Here is a 16,890-nt window from a genome sequence, read left to right on the forward strand (position 1 = left end):
CTCCGGAGGCTGAAGGCAATCCCCAAGTAAAGCTTAGGTAAGCCTAAGCTAATAGGATCTTCAGCGGAGAGGCAAGCTACAGCAGATCGCGGCGGACCGTCTCGTTCCAGGTACGGGAGAACACCCGCCGGTCCGCTTCGTAGCCGTCGAGCGTGGCGTCGACGTGGAAGTCCCGTTCGTCGCAGGTGAGCCGGGTGTGGGTGACGACCCGGACGTCCCAGTCGGCGCGCCGGAACGTCATGGTCCAGGTCGACTCCCCGCTGACGGAGGTGAAGTCGTCGGCGACGGCCGTGTAGCGCTCGTGGGCACGGCGGCCGACGTCCAGGCCGATCTCCTCGAACCGGACCGTGCCGCGGTCCTTCACGATGTCCAGCGCGGCGCGGTAGTCGACCAGGTCGCGCTTGACCTCCCAGCGTTCCTCCGGCGGGGTGAGCGACGTGACGGCGATGGGCTCGGTGCCCTCCGGTTCGCCGAACGGGTCGGCCGGGGTGCCGTCGGGCGCGTGAGCCGGCCGGACCGGCAGGGTGAGCGTGCTGGTGTGCTCGCGGACGCCGAGCCGGGCCGGGTGCGGCGGGGGCCAGGCCAGCGGCCAGTAGGACGTCGACAGGGAGAGCCGGACCCGGTGCCCGGCCGGGAAGGTCTGCGCCACCCCGTTGAGGTGGACGGTGGCGCGGTAGCGGCGGCCGGGCTCCAGGGGTTCGGGGTGCTCGGTGCTGTCGTGCCGGGTGAGGTTGAGCAGGCCGTACGTCACCCGGGTCGCGGCGCCGTCGGGGCGGACGTCGGAGAGCCGGGCGGCCACCATGGCGAGGGGCCGGTCGACGCTCAGGTCGAGGTCCACGGCCGGTGAACCGAGGATCTCCAGCGGCTCGGTGAGCGGCTCGGTCTCGAAGACCAGCGAGCCGCCGTCCTCCTCGCGCTGGTCATAGGGCAGGTCCGGGGGCGCGTTGTAGGAGGCCCACTTGCCGCCGAACTGGCCGACGGACAGCGGCGACTGCACGGTGAGCACGTCACCGTCACCGTCACCGTCACCGGCGGCCAGGGGCTCCCCGGGCGGTGCGATGCGGTGCCGGACCAGGGGGTGGGTGACGGGCTGGACGTTCGGGGAGGGCCAGGTGGGTTCCGCCACCCAGCGGCCGGGCCGTTCCTCGTAGGAGGTGGACGGCGGCACGCTGTCCTGCATCCAGGTGCGCAGCATCGGGCCGTCCATCACACCGTTGTCCGCGCCCTTGAGCCAGTGGTCCCACCAGCGCACCACCTCCTGGAGGTAGCCGATGGCCGGGCCGGGCTCACCGAGGTGCGGGAACTTGTGCGACCAGGGGCCGATCAGCCCCTTGCGGGGCACGTCGAGGTTGGCCAGCAGCCGGGTGACCGCGTTGGAGTACCCGTCCGCCCAGCCGCTGGAGGCGAGCACCGGGCAGCGTACGGCCGCGTAGTCCTCGCCGACCGAGGCGTGCCGCCAGTAGTCGTCGCGGCGCTGGTGGCGCAGCCACTGAAGGACCCAGGGCTCGGTGTGCTCCAGGCGTTCCAGCCACATGTCGCGCCAGGCGTCGCCGACCACGGCCGGGTCGGGCGGGCAGGTGCCGTAGGCGAACATGGTGCCCGCCTCGGCCAGGTTGTCCGACAGCATCGCCCCGCCCATGTAGTGCATGTCGTCGGCGTGCCGGTCGTCGGTGAAGGAGGCGATGACGATCGCCTTGAGGCTCGGCGGCTGCCGGGCGGCCACCTGGAGGGCGGCGAAGGCGCCCCAGGAGATGCCCATCATCCCGGTGTTCCCGTCGCACCAGGGCTGTTCGGCGAGCCAGGCCAGCACCTCCTCCGCGTCCTGCTGCTCGCGCTCCAGGTACTCGTCCTTCAGGACACCCTCCGACTCGCCGGTGCCGCGCAGGTCGACGCGGACGCAGGCGTAGCCGTGCCCGGCCAGATAGGGGTGGTGGACGGAGTCGCGGACCGCGGTGAGGTCGCGTTTGCGGTAGGGGATGTACTCCAGGACGGCCGGCACGGGGTCGTGGTCGGAGGAGGTGGGACGCCAGATCCGGGCCGACAGGCGGATGCCGTCGGACATGGGGACGACGACGTGTTCCTCTTCCTTCGTCGCGTACGGCAGATGGGTCACATGACGCATGCGGCGGCCTCCTTACTGGCGCGGTCCTTCCCCGGGCTCGTCGATCCGCAGCCCGAGGGCGGCCACGCAACTGTCGAACTTGCGGCGCAGGTCTTCCTCGTCGGCGCCGCCGGTGAAGATGTGCGCCACCTCGTAGCTGTAGCTGTCCTGCTGGGGCAGGTCCGACAGCAGTTGCCCTTCCTCCGGTATGACGTGCACGCGCACCCCCGGTAGCTCGCGCTCGATCCGGGCGATGTCCTCGGCCGAGGGCACGTCGCGCACCACGCCGTCGGTGAACCAGCGGTAGTACCACTTGGCCGCCATGGCGTAGTCGCCCCGGCCGTGCGGCATGGCGGGGTCGGTGCCGAGGGCGAGGGCGAGCATGGCGTGGTGGTTGGGCACCCCGTCGACGTACTGGAACAGCTCGGCGTGCGACTGGGAGTGGCGCGGGTTGATCTCCAGCAGGCTGACCTGCTGGGTCTTCGGGTCGTAGAAGTACTCCACGCTGAAGGTCGCCGCCTCGAAGCCGATCCGGGTCATCACCCGCCGGGTGACGTCGTGCAGTTGCGCGATCATCTCGGGCGGCAGCGTCGAGGGGTACTGGTGGCGCAGGAAGCACGGCGAGTCGGGGTAGTCGATGGAGTCCAGGGTGCCGTACACGGTCACCTCGCCCTGGTGGACGTAGCCCTCCACCGCGACCTGGATGCCCGTCAGCGCCTCTTCCGCCAGGCACACCCGGCCGCCGACGCCGTCCATCTCGGGCGGCAGGTCGACCTGGTCGAGGATGTGCTCGAAGGGGCGGCCGACCCGGGCGATGCCCTCGCGGATCTCGGCGGCGGCCTTGCGGAACTCCTCCTCGTCCTTGACCCCGAAGGCGAGTTCGGAGGAATAGGACAGGGCGGGCTTGAGCCACATCGGGAAGCGCAGGCCGTCCGGGACCGGCGGCGGATCGGCCGCCAGGTCGACCCGGCCGAAGCGCGGCAGGGCGTCGGTCACCTTGCGCTGTTCCACCCGGCTCCAGTACTTGTGCTCGCACTTGACGATGGAGGCGAGGCTGGTGGTGCGGGTGCCGTAGCGTTCGCCCAGGATCGGTACCAGGGTGCTGACCGGGAAGTCCCAGTAGCCGACGATCGCGTCGACGCTTCCGTCGAAGGCGTCGAGAACGCGCTCCGCTTTCTTGATCACTTCCGGTAGCGACACCTCTCCGTCCTGGAGTTCCCCGACCGTCAACAGGCCGTGGAACTCCAGTGATTCGGCGCCCGGTACCGCCTGGAGCGTGGGCAGGTTGGCCTCGTCCAGGCCGACCACGAAAATGTTCTTCTTTTCCTCAGCAGACAACGGCTCTCCCTTCCAGAATGGGCCAAGTACCCGGCCTCGTTCCGGCCAACCTCGCCACACCGGAGGGGAATCAGCGATGGGAACCACGTCCCGGCACGCCAGGCCGAAGAAACCGCGCCTCTTACGGATCGGCACTCTCGTCGCCGCCGGCGCGGTCACCGCGTCGGCCCTTTCTCTCGCCACCGCGGCGAACGGAGATCCGTCGGGCTGGAGATCGCCGCCGAGCGGTGCGTGACCGCGTCCCGGGTCACGGTCGCGGTGCGCGACGCCGAGGGCCGCCGTCACGACTTCCCGGGCGCGGAGTCCGGCGTACGGCTGTGTCCGTCGGGGCACACCTTCACCTCGGGGGCGCGGGAGTTCGCCGCCGGCTCGTACACGATGTTCGGCTCGTGGCGGGACGCGGACGGGGGGTGGCATCCGTTGCCGTCGATCACGCTGAAGGTCGGGGCGGCCGCTCCCGTGCCGGAGAGCGCCGACGGGCCGTCGTGGGACGCGTCCGGCGGGTGGCGGCGGCGGTTCTCCGACGAGTTCGAGGGGACCTCGCTGGACACCTCGAAGTGGCACACCGGCTGGTTCGGCACCGGCGTCACCGGCCCGGTGAACGACGCCGAGGACGCCTGTTACGACGCGCGGAACGTCAGCGTGTCCGGCGGCGCGCTGCACCTGCGGCTGACCGGTGCCGACGCCTCGTGCAAGGGGGAGACCCGGCGGCACACCGGGGCGCACGTGAACACGATGGGCACCTTCTCCTACAGCTACGGCGCCGTCGAGTACCGGGCCCGGGTCCCGGCGACGGGCGGCGCGGTCGCGAACTGGCCGGCGCTGTGGGACACCGGCGACTTCTGGCCCCGGGACGGCGAGATCGACACGATGGAGGGACTGTCCGGCGAGAGCTGCTCGTACTGGCACGCCACCGGCACCGACCGGGGGCACTGCCCGTCCGGCGCCCGCACCGGCTGGCACACCTTCGGGCACCGGTGGGAGCCCGGGAGGATCACCTGGTACTACGACGGGCAGCCGGTGCACACCGAGACCTCCGGTGTCGTCGGCTCGCCGCACTACCTGGTCATGCAGAACACCCAGGGTTCCTTCGGCGGTCCGACGCTGACCCCGGCCGACCTCCAGGTCGACTACGTGCGGGTCTGGGCCAAGTGACACTCACGCGGCAGGACCAAGACATGTGGCGGCCCCTCGGGGGGCACCCGAGACTGGAAGAGGACGAGCGCTCGGAGACAGGCGGGTCATGGGCACCATCGAAGAGACGGTCGAGATCGCGGTGCCGGTGCGCACCGCCTACAACCAGTGGACCCAGTTCAAGGTCTTCCCGCGGTTCGTGTCCGCGGTGCGCGGTGTCGAGCAGATCAAGCCGACCCTCACCCGCTGGGAGATCGGGCTCGGTCCGGTCAGCCGGGAGTTCCTGACGGAGGTCGTGGAACAGCGGCCGGACACGGTGGTGCGCTGGCGGGTCCTCGGTACCCGCGTGCACGGCGCGGCGGAATTCACCCCCCTCGCGCCGGACCGGACGTCGCTCACCGTACGGATCGGCCCCGGCGACCCGCTCGGGATCACGCGGCGCGTGCTCGGCGCGGAACTCGGGCACTTCAAGGAGTTCATCGAAGGGCTCGGGGAAGAGTCGGGGGGCTGGCGGGGCACCGTCCGCGACGGTCATGTCCTGCCGGCCGAGGACCGGCCGGACCGGAGCCTGGTCCCGCACTGGCCGCACGGCTGACCCGACCCTTCACCAGAACGAGAGAGCCGCCTGATGCAGAAGTCACCGAGCGAAGAGCCGGCCGAGAACCTCACCGTGCAGCCGCCCAAGACCTGGGCCACCGGCGCCCCCGCGGTGGCGCACGCGCTCCAGTACTCGCTGGAGGAGACGTCGGTGCGGCGCACCGGCACGACGCTGCTGACCATGAACCAGGTGGGCGGCATCGACTGCCCCGGCTGTGCCTGGGCCGACCCCACCCCGGGGCACCGGCACGTCAACGAGTACTGCGAGAACGGCGCCAAGCACATCAACGACGAGGCGACCTCCCGCCGGATCACCGCCGACTTCTTCCGCCGGCACTCCGTCACGGAACTGGCCGGACGCTCCGACCAGTGGCTCAACCAGCAGGGCCGGCTCACCGAGCCGGTGGTCAAGCGGCCGGGCTCGGACCACTACGAGCCGATCAGCTGGCAGGACGCCCTCGGGCTGCTCGCCGGGGAACTCAGGTCACTGGCCTCGCCCGACGAGGCGGTGTTCTACACCTCGGGCCGGGTCAGCAACGAGGCCGCGTTCGTCCTCCAGCTCTTCGCCCGGGCCTTCGGCACCAACAACCTGCCCGACTGCAGCAACATGTGCCACGAGTCCAGCGGCTTCGCCCTGCACGAGACGCTGGGCACCGGCAAGGGCACGGTGAGCCTGGAGGACCTGCACCACACCGACCTGATCTTCGTGGTGGGGCAGAACCCGGGGTCCAACCATCCGCGCCAGCTCAGCGCCCTGGAGGCGGCCAAGCGGGGCGGCGCCCGGATCATCGCGGTCAATCCGCTGCCGGAGGCGGGGCTGCTGCGGTTCAAGAACCCGCAGAAGCCACGCGGGGTGATCGGACGCGGAGTCGAGATCGCCGACCGGTTCCTGCACATCCGCGTCGGCGGCGACCTCGCGCTGTTCCAGGGGCTGAACCGGCTGCTGCTGGAGGCGGAGGACGCCCGTCCGGGCACCGTGCTCGACCACGACTTCATCGGTGCCAGTACGGCCGGCTTCGAGGAGTTCTCCCGGCACGCCCGCTCGGTGGCGTGGGAGGACATCCTGCGCGCCACCGGCCTGACCCGGGTGGAGATCGAGAAGGTCCGCGACGACGTGCTGGCCAGCGAGCGGGTCATCGTCTGCTGGGCCATGGGCGTCACCCAGCACAAGCACGGCGTACCCACCATCAGGGAGATCGTCAACTTCCTGCTGCTGCGCGGGAACATCGGCCGGGCCGGGGCCGGCGCCTGTCCGGTGCGCGGGCACAGCAATGTGCAGGGCGACCGCACGGTGGGCATCTGGGAGCAGATGCCCGACTCGTTCCTCGACGCGCTGCGCGACGAGTTCGGCTTCGAGCCGCCCCGGCAGCACGGCCTGGACGCGGTGAACTCGATCAAGGCGATGCGGGAGGGCCGGATCAAGGTGTTCCTCGGGGTGGCGGGCAACTTCGTACGGGCCGCCCCCGACAGCAAGGTCACCGAGGAGGCCATGCGGCGCTGCCGGCTCACCGCGCACATCTCCACCAAGCTCAACCGGTCGCACACGGTCTGCGGCGAGACGGCGCTGATCCTGCCGACGCTGGGCCGCACCGAGCGGGACGTCCAGGCCACCGGCGAGCAGTTCGTCACGGTGGAGGACTCCATGAGCGAGGTGCACGCCTCGCGCGGCCGGCTGGAACCCGCCTCCCGGCTGCTGCTCAGCGAGGTCGCGATCCTGTGCCGGCTGGCCCGGCGCACCCTGGACGGCACCGCGGAGATCCCCTGGGAGCGGTTCGAGGCCGACTACGGCACGATCCGCGACCGCGTCTCCCGCGTCGTGCCGGGGCTGCACGACTACAACCGGCGGGTCGACCGCCCCGGCGGCATCCGGCTGCCCAACCCGGTCAACGAAGGGGTCTTCGGCACGGAGTCCGGCAAGGCCCAGTTCAGCCGCAACGACTGGCAGATGCCCGAGGTGCCCGAGGGCCACCTGCTGCTCCAGACGCTGCGTTCGCACGACCAGTGGAACACCGTCCCGTACACGACGAACGACCGGTACCGGGGCATCCACGGCAGCCGCCGGGTGGTGATGGTCAACCCGGACGACCTCACGGCGCTCGGGCTGGCCGACGGCGCGCGGGTGGACCTGGTGGGCGTGTGGTCCGACGGCACGGAGCGCCGCGCCGCCGACTTCACCGTGGTCGGCTACCCGAGCGCCCGCGGCTGCGCCGCCGCGTACTACCCCGAGACCAACGTCCTGGTGCCGCTGGACCACGTGGCGGACGTCAGCAACCAGCCGGCGTCCAAGGGGGTGGTGGTGCGCCTGGAGGCGCCCACCACCCCGGTGTGACATGCGGTTTCGGCGTCCATTAGGTTTCTGTGCGACATGCGCAGCCACCTTTTCCGCAGCCGTCCGTCCACCGCCGTCCTGGCGCTGACCACCGCCCTGACCGCACTGCTCGCCACGGCGTGTGCGAACGGCGGCGGCGCGGACGGTACGACGGTGACGCCACCGCCCGCGCACACCGGGTTCGACTACCAGCTCGGCGGCCCGTACACCCCGCCCGACGGTGTGCGGGTCGTCGTACGCGACCACACGGTGAAACCGGCGTCCGGCCGCTACAACATCTGCTACGTCAACGCCTTCCAGGCCCAGCCGGACGCCGAGGGCGACTGGGACGCCGACCTGCTGCTGCGCGACGCGGACGGCGCGGTCGTGATGGACGATGACTGGGGCGAGGCCATGCTGGACATCAGCACCGGCGCGAAGCGGAAGCGGATCGCCGAGAGGGTGAACGGCTGGATCGACGGGTGCGCGGCCAAGGGCTACGACGCGGTCGAGCCGGACAACTACGACAGTTACACCCGGGCGCCCAAGGGCCTGCTGAGCGCCGGTGCCGCCGAGGCGTTCCTCACGCTGCTCGCCGGCCACGCCCATGCCGAGGGGCTGGCCATCGGCCAGAAGAACACTCCGCAGCTCGCCCGGGACCGGGAGCGGGTGGGGCTGGACTTCGCGGTGGCGGAGGAGTGCGGCAAGTACGCGGAGTGCGGGGACTACGTCGACGCGTTCGGTGCCGCGGTCCTGGTGATCGAGTACGACGAGAAGGGCCTGAAAGCGGCTTGTGACGGCTGGGGCGACGAGATCAGCATCGTCCGGCGTGACCTCGAGGTCCTGCCCGGCGGCCGCCCGGGTCACGTCCGGGAGACCTGCGACGACGTGTGAGGGCACGACGGCCGCCGCAGGGAGCTGTGCGGCTGACCGGTCAGCGCACCAGGCAGGGCCGCTTGGCGTCGAACGTCCAGTCGGGGACCAGGTAGCGCATCCCGGCCGCGTCGTCCCGGGCGCCCAGCGCCTTGGCCCGGTACAGCTCGTGGGCGGCCAGCAGCCGGTCCAGGTCGAGCCGGACCCCGAGGCCGGGGGCGTCCGGCACGGCTATCTCGCCGTCGACGATGCGCGGCGGCTCGACGGTGAGGCGCTCCAGGCCCTCCTGCCAGATCCAGTGCGTGTCCAGGGCGTTGTACTCCCCCGGCGCGGCGGCCCCGCAGTGCGTGACCATCGCCAGCGAGATGTCGAAGTGGTTGTTGGAGTGGCAGCCCCAGGTCAGTCCCATCGCGTTGCACAGCTGCGCCACCCGTACCGAGCCCTGCATGGTCCAGAAGTGCGGGTCGGCGAGCGGGATGGACACCGACTGGAGGGCGAGGGCGTGGGTGAGCTGCCGCCAGTCGGTGGCGATCATGTTGGTGGCGGTGGGCAGGCCGGTGGCCCGGCGGAACTCGGCGAGCACCTCCCGGCCGGAGTAGCCGCCCTCGGCGCCGCACGGGTCCTCGGCGTAGGCCAGGGTGCCGACCAGGGGCTTGCACAGGTCGACGGCCTCGCGCAGGGACCAGGCGCCGTTCGGGTCGAGGGTGATCCGCGCCTCGGGGAAGCGTTCCTTGAGCGCGCGGACGGCCTCGACCTCCTCCGCGCCGGGCAGGACGCCGCCCTTGAGTTTGAAGTCGCGGAACCCGTAGCGGCCGTGGGCGGCCTCCGCCTGGCGGACGATGGCCGCGGGGGTGAGGGCCTCTTCGTGCCGGATCCGGTGCCAGGCGTCGTCGGCGTCGGGTTCGCGGACGTACTCCAGGTCGGTGCGGTCGGGGTCACCGACGTAGAAGAGGTAGCCGAGCACCCGGACCGAGGCGCGCTGCTGTCCGTCGCCGAGGAGGGCCGCGACCGGCACCTCCAGGTGCTGTCCGAGCAGGTCGAGCAGGGCGGACTCGACGGCGGTGACCGCGTGCACGGTGGTGCGCAGGTCGAAGGTCTGCGCGCCGCGCCCGCCGGAGTCCCGGTGGGCGAACCGGTCGCCGATCTCGCGCAGCACCCGCTTGTACTCGCCGACCCGCGCGCCGACCACCAGGGACTCGGCGTCCTGGAGGGTGCGCGTGATCTGCTCGCCGCCCGGGACCTCACCGAGCCCGGTGCGTCCCTCGGAGTCGGTGAGGACGACGATGTTGCGGGTGAAGTAGGGGCCGTGGGCGCCGGAGAGGTTCAGCTCCATGCTGTCCCGGCCGGCCACCGGGTAGACGGCGAACGCGGTGACGGTCGGCTGGCTCTTGCTCATGCTGGGGATCCTTGACGTAGGGGGGTGGTCACAGGCTCAGGACGTCGAGGGCCCACTCGACGGCCAGGACGCCGCCCAGGCCCAGGACCGACAGCACCGTGGTGTAGCTGGTGCGGACCTTGATGGCCTGGATGACGGAGAGGTTGAAGTACTCCTTGAACAGCCAGAAGCCGGGGTCGTTGACGTGGGAGAAGGCGATGGAGCCGCAGGAGACGGCGAGCACCATCATCTCCGCGTGCGTACCGCTGCCGGCCAGCAGGGGCAGCACCACCCCGGAGGCGGTGACCACGGCGACCGTCGCCGAGCCGAGGGCGACGCGCAATATGACCGCGATGAGCCAGGCCAGGACGAGCGGGGAGATGGACCAGCTGTCGGTGGCGTCCTGGATGTAGTCGGAGATGCCGCCTTCGACGAGGACGTTCTTGAACGCGCCGCCCGCGCCGATCACCAGCAGGATCATCGCCATCGCCTGCGCCGCCGAGCCGCACGAGGCGCCGACGTCCGCGAGGCTGCGGCCGATCCGCGGGCCGAACGCCCAGATGGCCAGGCACAGGGTCAGCAGCAGGGCGATCGGCGCGGAGCCGATGAACGCGACGGTGTGCAGCAGCGGGGTCTCGGCGGAGGTGGCCATGTCGGTCACCGCGGCGCCGGCGATCAGGACGACCGGGAAGAGCGCCACGAACAGCGACCAGCCGAGTCCGGGCATCTCCTCGTCGGTGAACTCGCGCTCGGAGACCAGGCCCTTGGGGATGCTGGGGTTCATCGCCCTGACGAACGGCAGCCGCGGCCAGAGCAGCGCGATGAAGGCGCCGACCGGGACCGCGATGAACAGCCCGTAGAACAGGGTCAGTCCGACCGAGGCGTGGAAGGTGGCGGCGACCGCGGTGGGGCCGGGGTGCGGGGGCAGGAAGCTGTGCATGGTGGACAGCGCGATCGACATCGGCAGGCCGACCCAGAGCAGGTTCGCCCGGGTGACCCTGACCAGGGTGAAGGCGATCGGCACGATGATGATGAACGCGACCTCGTAGAACATGGTCACGCCGATGAGCATCGAGGTGACGACCATGGCGATCTGGACCCCGCGGGGTCCGAACGCGTCGAGGAGCTTGCCGGCGATGCGCTGGGCGGCACCGGAGTCCCCCAGCACCCGGCCGACCATCGCGCCGAGCCCGATGGTGAGCATGGTGTCACCGATCTGGCCTCCGATGCCCTCGGAGAGGATGTCGGGTATGTCCGTCACCGGTATGCCCTGCACCAGGGCGACGCCGACCGCCACCAGCAGGAGGGCCGCGAAGCCGTTCAGCTTCAGTCTGGTCATGAGCAGCAGCAGGACCAGAACGCTGATGCCGACTACGACAAGTGGCACGTCAGTTCCCCTTTGAACTGTGGGACAAGTGACCGCCGAACGGCACCGAACTGCGGTTACCGGCTGACCGTAGAGATCGTTCCGATTCCCGTCCATGTCGAATTTTGTTGGTTGCGATACCTTGCGCGCATGACTGGCCTGTGTCACAGGTGTTGCAGCAGTGCTTCGAGGGCCGGGTTGTCGTTGTTCCGGCGCCACACCAGGTGGAGTTCGACCGGCTGCGGTTCCGGCAACGTCACCTGCCGGAAGACGATCCCGCCGTAGCGCATGTGCGCGGCGGTCTCCGGGACGAGGGCGATGCCCCAGCCGCCGTTGACCAGCGCCAGGATGCTGTGCACCTGGGTGAGGTACTGGGTGAACACCGGCCGCACCCGGGCGGCCCGGAAGATGCTGATGAGCAGTTCGTGGAAGTACCGGGCCTCGATGGGCGAGTACATGAGCAGCTCCTGGCCGGCGAAGTCCTCGATCGGCATGGGTCCGTCCGGGACGGCCAGCGGGTGCCCCTGCGGCAGCGCGGCCACCAGCGCCTCCTTGACGGCGGCGCGGGAGCGCAGGTCGGCTCCGGTGGCCGAGGGCCGGATCAGCCCGAGGTCCAGGGAGCCGGCGCTGAGCGCCTCCAGCTGGCGGCGGGTGACCAGTTCCTGCAACAGGATCTCCACGCCGGGCAGGGCCGCCCGGGCGGTGTCCAGCAGGCCGCCGAGGGCGGAGTAGGCGCTGGCGGCGGTGAATCCGACGGCGATCGTGCCCGCCTCGCCGCTGGAGACCCGGCGCACCGCGAGGGCGGCGTGCTCGGACTGGCGCAGGATGCGGCGGGCCTCGGCCAGGAAGGCCCGGCCCGCCGGGGTGAGCCGCACGGTGCGGTTGGTGCGGTCCAGCAACTGGACGCGCAGCTCGTTCTCCAGCAGCTGGATCTGCCGACTGAGCGGCGGCTGGGTCATGCTGAGCCGCTCCGCGGCCCGGGTGAAGTGCAGTTCTTCGGCGACGGCCACGAAGCTCGTCAGCTGGGCCAGGGTGAACATCGATGCGCTCCAGGTATCAGTACATCCAATATCTATGTTGGACGTGAATCAAAGCCGACCGTACCGTCGGGCCCATGACGACCATGAACGAGGCCGCGCAGGACCGGATCGCCTGGGTGCGGCTGTCCTCGGTGACCCTTCCGCTGGCCACGCCGATCAGTGACGCGAAGGTGTTCACCGGTCGGCAGAAACCGATGACGGAAGTGGCACTGCTGTTCGCGGAGATCTCAACTGAGCAGGGTCACGAGGGCATCGGCTTCGGCTACGCGAAGCGGGCCGGCGGGCCCGGCCAGTTCGCGCACGCCAAGGAGATCGCCGGGGAGCTGCTCGGCGAGGACCCCAGTGACATCGGCCGGCTCTGGACCAAGCTGGTGTGGGCCGGGGCGTCGGTCGGCCGCAGCGGGCTGGCCACCCAGGCCGTCGCCGCCTTCGACATCGCCCTGTGGGACCTCAAGGCCAAGCGGGCCGGGCTGCCGCTGGCCAAGCTGCTTGGCGCACACCGCGACTCGGTGCGCTGTTACAACACCTCCGGCGGGTTCCTGCACACCCCCATCGAGCAGGTGCTGGAGAACGCCAGCGCGTCGCTGGAGGGCGGCATCGGCGGCATCAAGCTCAAGGTCGGCCACCCCGACGGGAAGCACGACCTGGCCCGCCTCACCGCCGTCCGCGAGCACATCGGTGCCGACGTGCCGCTGATGGTCGACGCGAACCAGCAGTGGGACCGGCCCACCGCCCAGCGCATGGGCCGGGCGATGGAGGAGTTCGGCCTGGGCTGGATCGAGGAGCCGCTCGACGCCTACGACGCGGCCGGGCACGCCGCGCTCGCCGCCTCCCTGGACACCCCCGTGGCCACCGGCGAGATGCTCGCCAGTGTCGCCGAACACGTCGAACTGATCCGGCACGGCGGCTGCGACATCATCCAGCCGGACGCGCCCCGCATCGGCGGCATCACCCAGTTCCTGAAGCTCGCCACGCTCGCCGAGCACCATCAGCTCCAGCTGGCCCCGCACTTCGCGATGGAGATCCACCTCCACCTGGCCGCCGCCTATCCGATCGAGCCGTGGGTGGAGCACTTCGACTGGCTGGAGCCGCTGTTCAACGAGCGCCTCCGGACCCGCGACGGCCGCATGCTCGTCCCCGCCCGTCCCGGTCTCGGCATCACCCTCAGCGACCGGGCCCGGGCCTGGACGGTCGCCGCGCACGAAGCGGGCTCGCGGCCCTGACCCCGGTTCTGTCTCTCTTCCCGACTCTCACAGGAGCCTTCCCATGACGTCCTTCACCCCGGCAGAACTCGGCCGCCGTATCGGCTCGGGGCTGCTGTCCTTCCCGGTGACCCACTTCCGCGCCGACCTGTCCTTCGACGAGGACGCCTACCGGGAGAACATCGTCCGGCTCGCCGAGTACGACGTGGGCGGTCTGTTCGCCGCGGGCGGCACCGGCGAGTTCTTCTCTCTCACGCCGCTCGAGGTGGAGCAGGTGGTCACGGCCGCCGCCGAAAGCGTCTTCGACGGCACGCCGATCCTGGCCCCGGCCGGCTACGGCACCGCGACCGCCGTCGAGTTCGCCGCCGCCGCCGAACGGGCGGGCGCCGACGGGATCCTGCTCTTCCCGCCCTACCTCACCGAAGCCTCGCAGGACGGGCTGGCCCGGCATGTGGAGGCGGTCTGCCGCGCCACCTCCCTCGGCGTGATCGTCTACAGCCGGGCCAACGCGGTGTACTCGGCCGACACCGTGGCCCGGCTCGCCGAAAGCTGCCCCAACCTCATCGGGTACAAGGACGGCGTCGGCGACATCGACACGGTGACCCGGATCGTCGCCCGGCTCGGTGACCGCCTCACCTACATCGGCGGCCTGCCCACCGCCGAGACGTACGCCCTGCCCTACCTCCAGCTGGGCGTGACGACGTACTCCTCGGCCATCTTCAACTTCCTGCCCGAGTTCGCCCTCGCCTTCTACGCCGCCGTGCGCGACCTGCGGCAGGCCGATGTCACGCGGATGCTGTCGCAGTTCGTGCTGCCGTACACCGAGATCCGCAACCGGCGGGCCGGTTACGCGGTCAGCATCGTCAAGGCCGGGATGACCGCGACCGGTCACTCCGCGGGCCCGGTCCGCCCGCCGCTCACCGACCTGACGGCGCCGGAGTCCGACGACCTGTCGGCCCTGATCGCCAAGGTGTCCGGCGCCTGACCGGCCGGCCGCGGCAGGCCGAGGAGGACGGTGCGCTCGCCCTGGGAGAAGTCCGCGAAGGACTGCTCCCAGTGTGCGCCGGGCCAGTGGTAGGTGACGCGGCCCTCGGCGGGACGGTAGTGGGCGGTGTACACCGTACCGAGCCACTGGTCGTACGCCTCCTGGTAGAGGGGCGGCCGCAGCATCGCCGCCACGTCCGGCCCGGCCGCGCGTACGGCGGCCAGCCGCTCCGCGGTCCGGGTGAACCGCTCCTGTTCGTCCGGCACCGGCTGCCGCTGGTGGTTGGCGGCGCAGGCGTCCGGTGCCTCGGTCAGCGGAATGTCGGGGCCGACGTAGACGGTCACGGCGCGGTCGTGGTCGACGAGGGTGACGTTCTGGGGGATGGCGACGGGCAGGGTCCGCAGTCGGCCGACCGCCTCCTCGACACTTCGGCAGGTCTCCAGCAGGTAGCGCAGGATGAGGGGCATGGCGAAACCGGGGCCGTGCACCTGGCGTCCGCCGAAGGTCAGCGACACGGCGAGGCCCGCGTCGTTCATCCCGTCCAGCAGGCCCCAGCCCGCTTCCTGCATGCCGATCACCGGCCGCAGGAAGCGGGAGGAGACGATGACCGCCTCGCAGTGGTCGGGGGCGAAGTCGTAGTTCCGCAGCAGAGTGCCGGCGGCGCCGGTCTGGGTGCAGGCGGAGAAGAACGGCCGTACCGCGGCCAGGGTGAGCAGCGTCCCGGCCCGGGGTGTGGGCAGTTGTCCGGCGAGCCGGTCGAGCGCCGGGACCAGCTCGGGCAGGTGCGTCTCGAACAGTTCCCGGGCCCGGGCCGCCCCTTCGGGGGTACGGCCCTCCTCGGTCAGCCAGTCCTCGGCTCCCGCCACGGTCGGCCCGGTCCGCGCGGCCCAGCGCCCGTCGCTCCCGTCACCGATCTCGATCGCCCGGAACGTCATTCCGCGCCGCTCCATACGGTTTCCCCGTCCCCTCGGTGCGCGGGCGAGCCCCCGGCCGCCCTCCGTGACCGCTTCCTACCTCTTTTCCGCGGCTCGGCGCCACATTTCGTCCGGGTGAGCGCCCTCCGCGCGGGCAGCGGGGTGCCCCTCGTCACACCTCCGTCAGCCCAGCGCGACCCGGGCGGCGACCGGCAGATGGTCGCTGCCGGTGGCGGGCAGGGTGCGGATGGGGCCGACGGCGGCCGTCGCCATGATCTGGTCGATCCGGGCCAGCGGGAACCCGGCCGGGAAGCTGAAGGCGAAGCCGCTGTCGGGTATGTCCAGGCGCGAGGTGAGCGGGGCGAGGCCGCGGTCGTCGACCGTGCCGTTGAGGTCGCCCAGCAGCAGCACCCGGTCCAGGGCGTCGGCGGCGATGGCCGCGCCCAGCAGACCGGCGCTCTCGTCGCGCCAGGAGGAGGCGAGGCCGCGCGCGCCGACCCGGACGGAGGGCAGGTGGGCGACGTACGCCGCCAGGTCGCCGTGCGGCGTGTGCACCACGGTCCGCAGGCCGCGGTGCCAGGACTCGGTGATCCCCGCGGGTTTGATGGCGACCTCCCGGGCGCCGGTGAGCGGGTGCTTCGACCAGATGCCGACGGTGCCCCGGACGACGTGGTACGGGAAGTCGGGGGCGAGGGTCTCCTCGTAGTCGCGCAGCGCCGGGGCGACCAGCTCCTCCAGGGCTATCAGGTCCGGGTCCGCGGCGGCCAGGGCACGGGCGGTGCCCGCCGGATCGGCGTTCTCGTCGCTCGCGTTGTGCTGCACCACCAGCAGGTCGCGGGCGCCGGACTCCGCTCCGGGCCGCAGCAGCCCGCCGAACTGGGTCCCCCAGGCCAGCACCGGCAGCAGTACGGCGATCGACGCGGTGGCCGACCGGCGCAGCAGGGCCAGGGCGAGCAGGACGACGGCCGCCAGGCCGAGCCAGGGCAGGAAGCTCTCCAGCAGACTCCCGAGCCGGCCCACGGAGTTGGGCACGGCCCGGTGGAACAGCAGGAGCGCCGCGGTCAGCACCGCGAGTGCGGCGAGCAGCCGCCCCCGGCTCCAGACCGAGCCGCGCCGCCGGTCGCCCCGCGCACGGCCGCCCGGCGGCCGCCGGGACAGCACGGCCCGCGTCCTCTCCCCCGTCGTCCCCACTGTGCGGTTCCCCTCCTCGCCTTCCGGGGCAGTCCCCGATGGCAGTCCCGGTTCCCGTTCAACGCCCGGCCCGGTCGGAAGAGTTCCTGGTCACCGACACCGTATGAACGCGCCCGCGCTCACCGGCGCCGGGTCAGCGCAGGGCCACTGACCGGCCGGCCGGCCGCCGCGCACCGGTCAGGTCGCGGCGGGTACGCCGGTAGGTGACGAACGCGTACACGGACAGACCGGCCCAGAGGAAGGCGCTCAGCAAGGGCCACCAGCGGTCCGCGCCCTGCGCGCCCGTGATCAGGCTGTTCACCCAGGACAGCGCCCAACTGACGGTGAGCAGCGAGGCGACCCACCGGAACCAGCGCATGAGACTCATCGTCCCTTTCGCCCGTGCCACGGCCGTGTCCCGGCCGGCGGTGCGGGCTCGTTTCTTCTCCATGCCACTTCGCGTACCCCGTTTCGCCGGGCCCGCGCC

At 71.4% G+C, this 16,890-nt stretch carries 14 protein-coding genes; 6 read left to right on the forward strand and 8 right to left on the reverse strand.

The window, feature by feature from the left end:
• Nucleotides 1–76 precede the first annotated feature (76 nt).
• Together ACTT8P_RS25440 and ACTT8P_RS25445 are read right to left on the reverse strand one after the other, a co-directional pair.
• Nucleotides 77–2,122, reverse strand: a complete 2,046-nt coding sequence (locus ACTT8P_RS25440; RefSeq protein ID WP_442834065.1) for a CocE/NonD family hydrolase — start codon at nucleotides 2,120–2,122, stop codon at nucleotides 77–79.
• A 12-nt stretch (nucleotides 2,123–2,134) separates the two neighbouring features.
• Complete coding sequence (locus tag ACTT8P_RS25445; RefSeq protein ID WP_442834066.1) at nucleotides 2,135–3,439, reverse strand: ATP-grasp domain-containing protein; 1,305 nt, start codon at nucleotides 3,437–3,439, stop codon at nucleotides 2,135–2,137.
• Nucleotides 3,440–3,670: 231 nt separating this feature from the next.
• Here ACTT8P_RS25445 and ACTT8P_RS25450 point away from each other — a divergent pair, with 231 nt between their 5' ends.
• From ACTT8P_RS25450 to ACTT8P_RS25465, 4 genes are all read left to right on the forward strand, one after another.
• Entirely contained in the window at nucleotides 3,671–4,594 is a 924-nt protein-coding gene (locus ACTT8P_RS25450) for a glycoside hydrolase family 16 protein (RefSeq protein WP_442834067.1), read from the forward strand.
• An 88-nt stretch (nucleotides 4,595–4,682) separates the two neighbouring features.
• Nucleotides 4,683–5,168: an SRPBCC family protein gene (locus ACTT8P_RS25455; RefSeq protein WP_442834068.1), complete on the forward strand. Its 486-nt coding sequence runs from the start codon at nucleotides 4,683–4,685 to the stop codon at nucleotides 5,166–5,168.
• A gap of 33 nt (nucleotides 5,169–5,201) precedes the next feature.
• Complete coding sequence (locus ACTT8P_RS25460) at nucleotides 5,202–7,499, forward strand: FdhF/YdeP family oxidoreductase (protein ID WP_442834069.1); 2,298 nt, start codon at nucleotides 5,202–5,204, stop codon at nucleotides 7,497–7,499.
• Nucleotides 7,500–7,535: 36 nt separating this feature from the next.
• On the forward strand, nucleotides 7,536–8,372 hold the full coding sequence (locus ACTT8P_RS25465) for an endo alpha-1,4 polygalactosaminidase (protein WP_442834070.1): 837 nt from the start codon (nucleotides 7,536–7,538) through the stop codon (nucleotides 8,370–8,372).
• Between the two features lie 40 nt (nucleotides 8,373–8,412).
• Here ACTT8P_RS25465 and ACTT8P_RS25470 read toward each other — a convergent pair whose 3' ends face one another.
• The 3 genes from ACTT8P_RS25470 to ACTT8P_RS25480 all read right to left on the reverse strand — a co-directional run bounded on the left by ACTT8P_RS25470 (nucleotide 8,413) and on the right by ACTT8P_RS25480 (nucleotide 12,132).
• Entirely contained in the window at nucleotides 8,413–9,747 is a 1,335-nt protein-coding gene (locus tag ACTT8P_RS25470) for an enolase C-terminal domain-like protein (RefSeq protein ID WP_442834071.1), read from the reverse strand.
• Nucleotides 9,748–9,775: 28 nt separating this feature from the next.
• The gene (locus ACTT8P_RS25475) at nucleotides 9,776–11,113 is read right to left on the reverse strand and encodes a gluconate:H+ symporter (RefSeq protein ID WP_442834072.1); all 1,338 of its coding nucleotides are present in this window, start codon (nucleotides 11,111–11,113) and stop codon (nucleotides 9,776–9,778) included.
• A 143-nt stretch (nucleotides 11,114–11,256) separates the two neighbouring features.
• The gene (locus ACTT8P_RS25480) at nucleotides 11,257–12,132 is read right to left on the reverse strand and encodes a LysR substrate-binding domain-containing protein (protein ID WP_442834073.1); all 876 of its coding nucleotides are present in this window, start codon (nucleotides 12,130–12,132) and stop codon (nucleotides 11,257–11,259) included.
• 74 nt (nucleotides 12,133–12,206) lie between these two features.
• Here ACTT8P_RS25480 and ACTT8P_RS25485 point away from each other — a divergent pair, with 74 nt between their 5' ends.
• On the forward strand, nucleotides 12,207–13,355 hold the full coding sequence (locus ACTT8P_RS25485) for an L-talarate/galactarate dehydratase (protein WP_442834074.1): 1,149 nt from the start codon (nucleotides 12,207–12,209) through the stop codon (nucleotides 13,353–13,355).
• A 43-nt stretch (nucleotides 13,356–13,398) separates the two neighbouring features.
• Complete coding sequence (kdgD, locus tag ACTT8P_RS25490) at nucleotides 13,399–14,319, forward strand: 5-dehydro-4-deoxyglucarate dehydratase (protein WP_442834075.1); 921 nt, start codon at nucleotides 13,399–13,401, stop codon at nucleotides 14,317–14,319.
• Here kdgD and ACTT8P_RS25495 read toward each other — a convergent pair.
• The 3 genes from ACTT8P_RS25495 to ACTT8P_RS25505 form a co-directional block, all read right to left on the reverse strand.
• A complete protein-coding gene (locus tag ACTT8P_RS25495) occupies nucleotides 14,223–15,254 on the reverse strand; it encodes a C45 family autoproteolytic acyltransferase/hydolase (protein WP_442834076.1) in 1,032 nt (343 codons plus the stop codon). The genes kdgD and ACTT8P_RS25495 overlap by 97 nt on opposite strands.
• A gap of 162 nt (nucleotides 15,255–15,416) precedes the next feature.
• Nucleotides 15,417–16,391, reverse strand: a complete 975-nt coding sequence (locus ACTT8P_RS25500) for an endonuclease/exonuclease/phosphatase family protein (RefSeq protein WP_442834078.1) — start codon at nucleotides 16,389–16,391, stop codon at nucleotides 15,417–15,419.
• A 166-nt stretch (nucleotides 16,392–16,557) separates the two neighbouring features.
• On the reverse strand, nucleotides 16,558–16,854 hold the full coding sequence (locus ACTT8P_RS25505) for a hypothetical protein (RefSeq protein ID WP_442834077.1): 297 nt from the start codon (nucleotides 16,852–16,854) through the stop codon (nucleotides 16,558–16,560).
• Nucleotides 16,855–16,890: the final 36 nt, after the last annotated feature.

The organism is Streptomyces sp. JW3 (genome assembly GCF_052216785.1).
GTDB lineage: Bacteria > Actinomycetota > Actinomycetes > Streptomycetales > Streptomycetaceae > Streptomyces.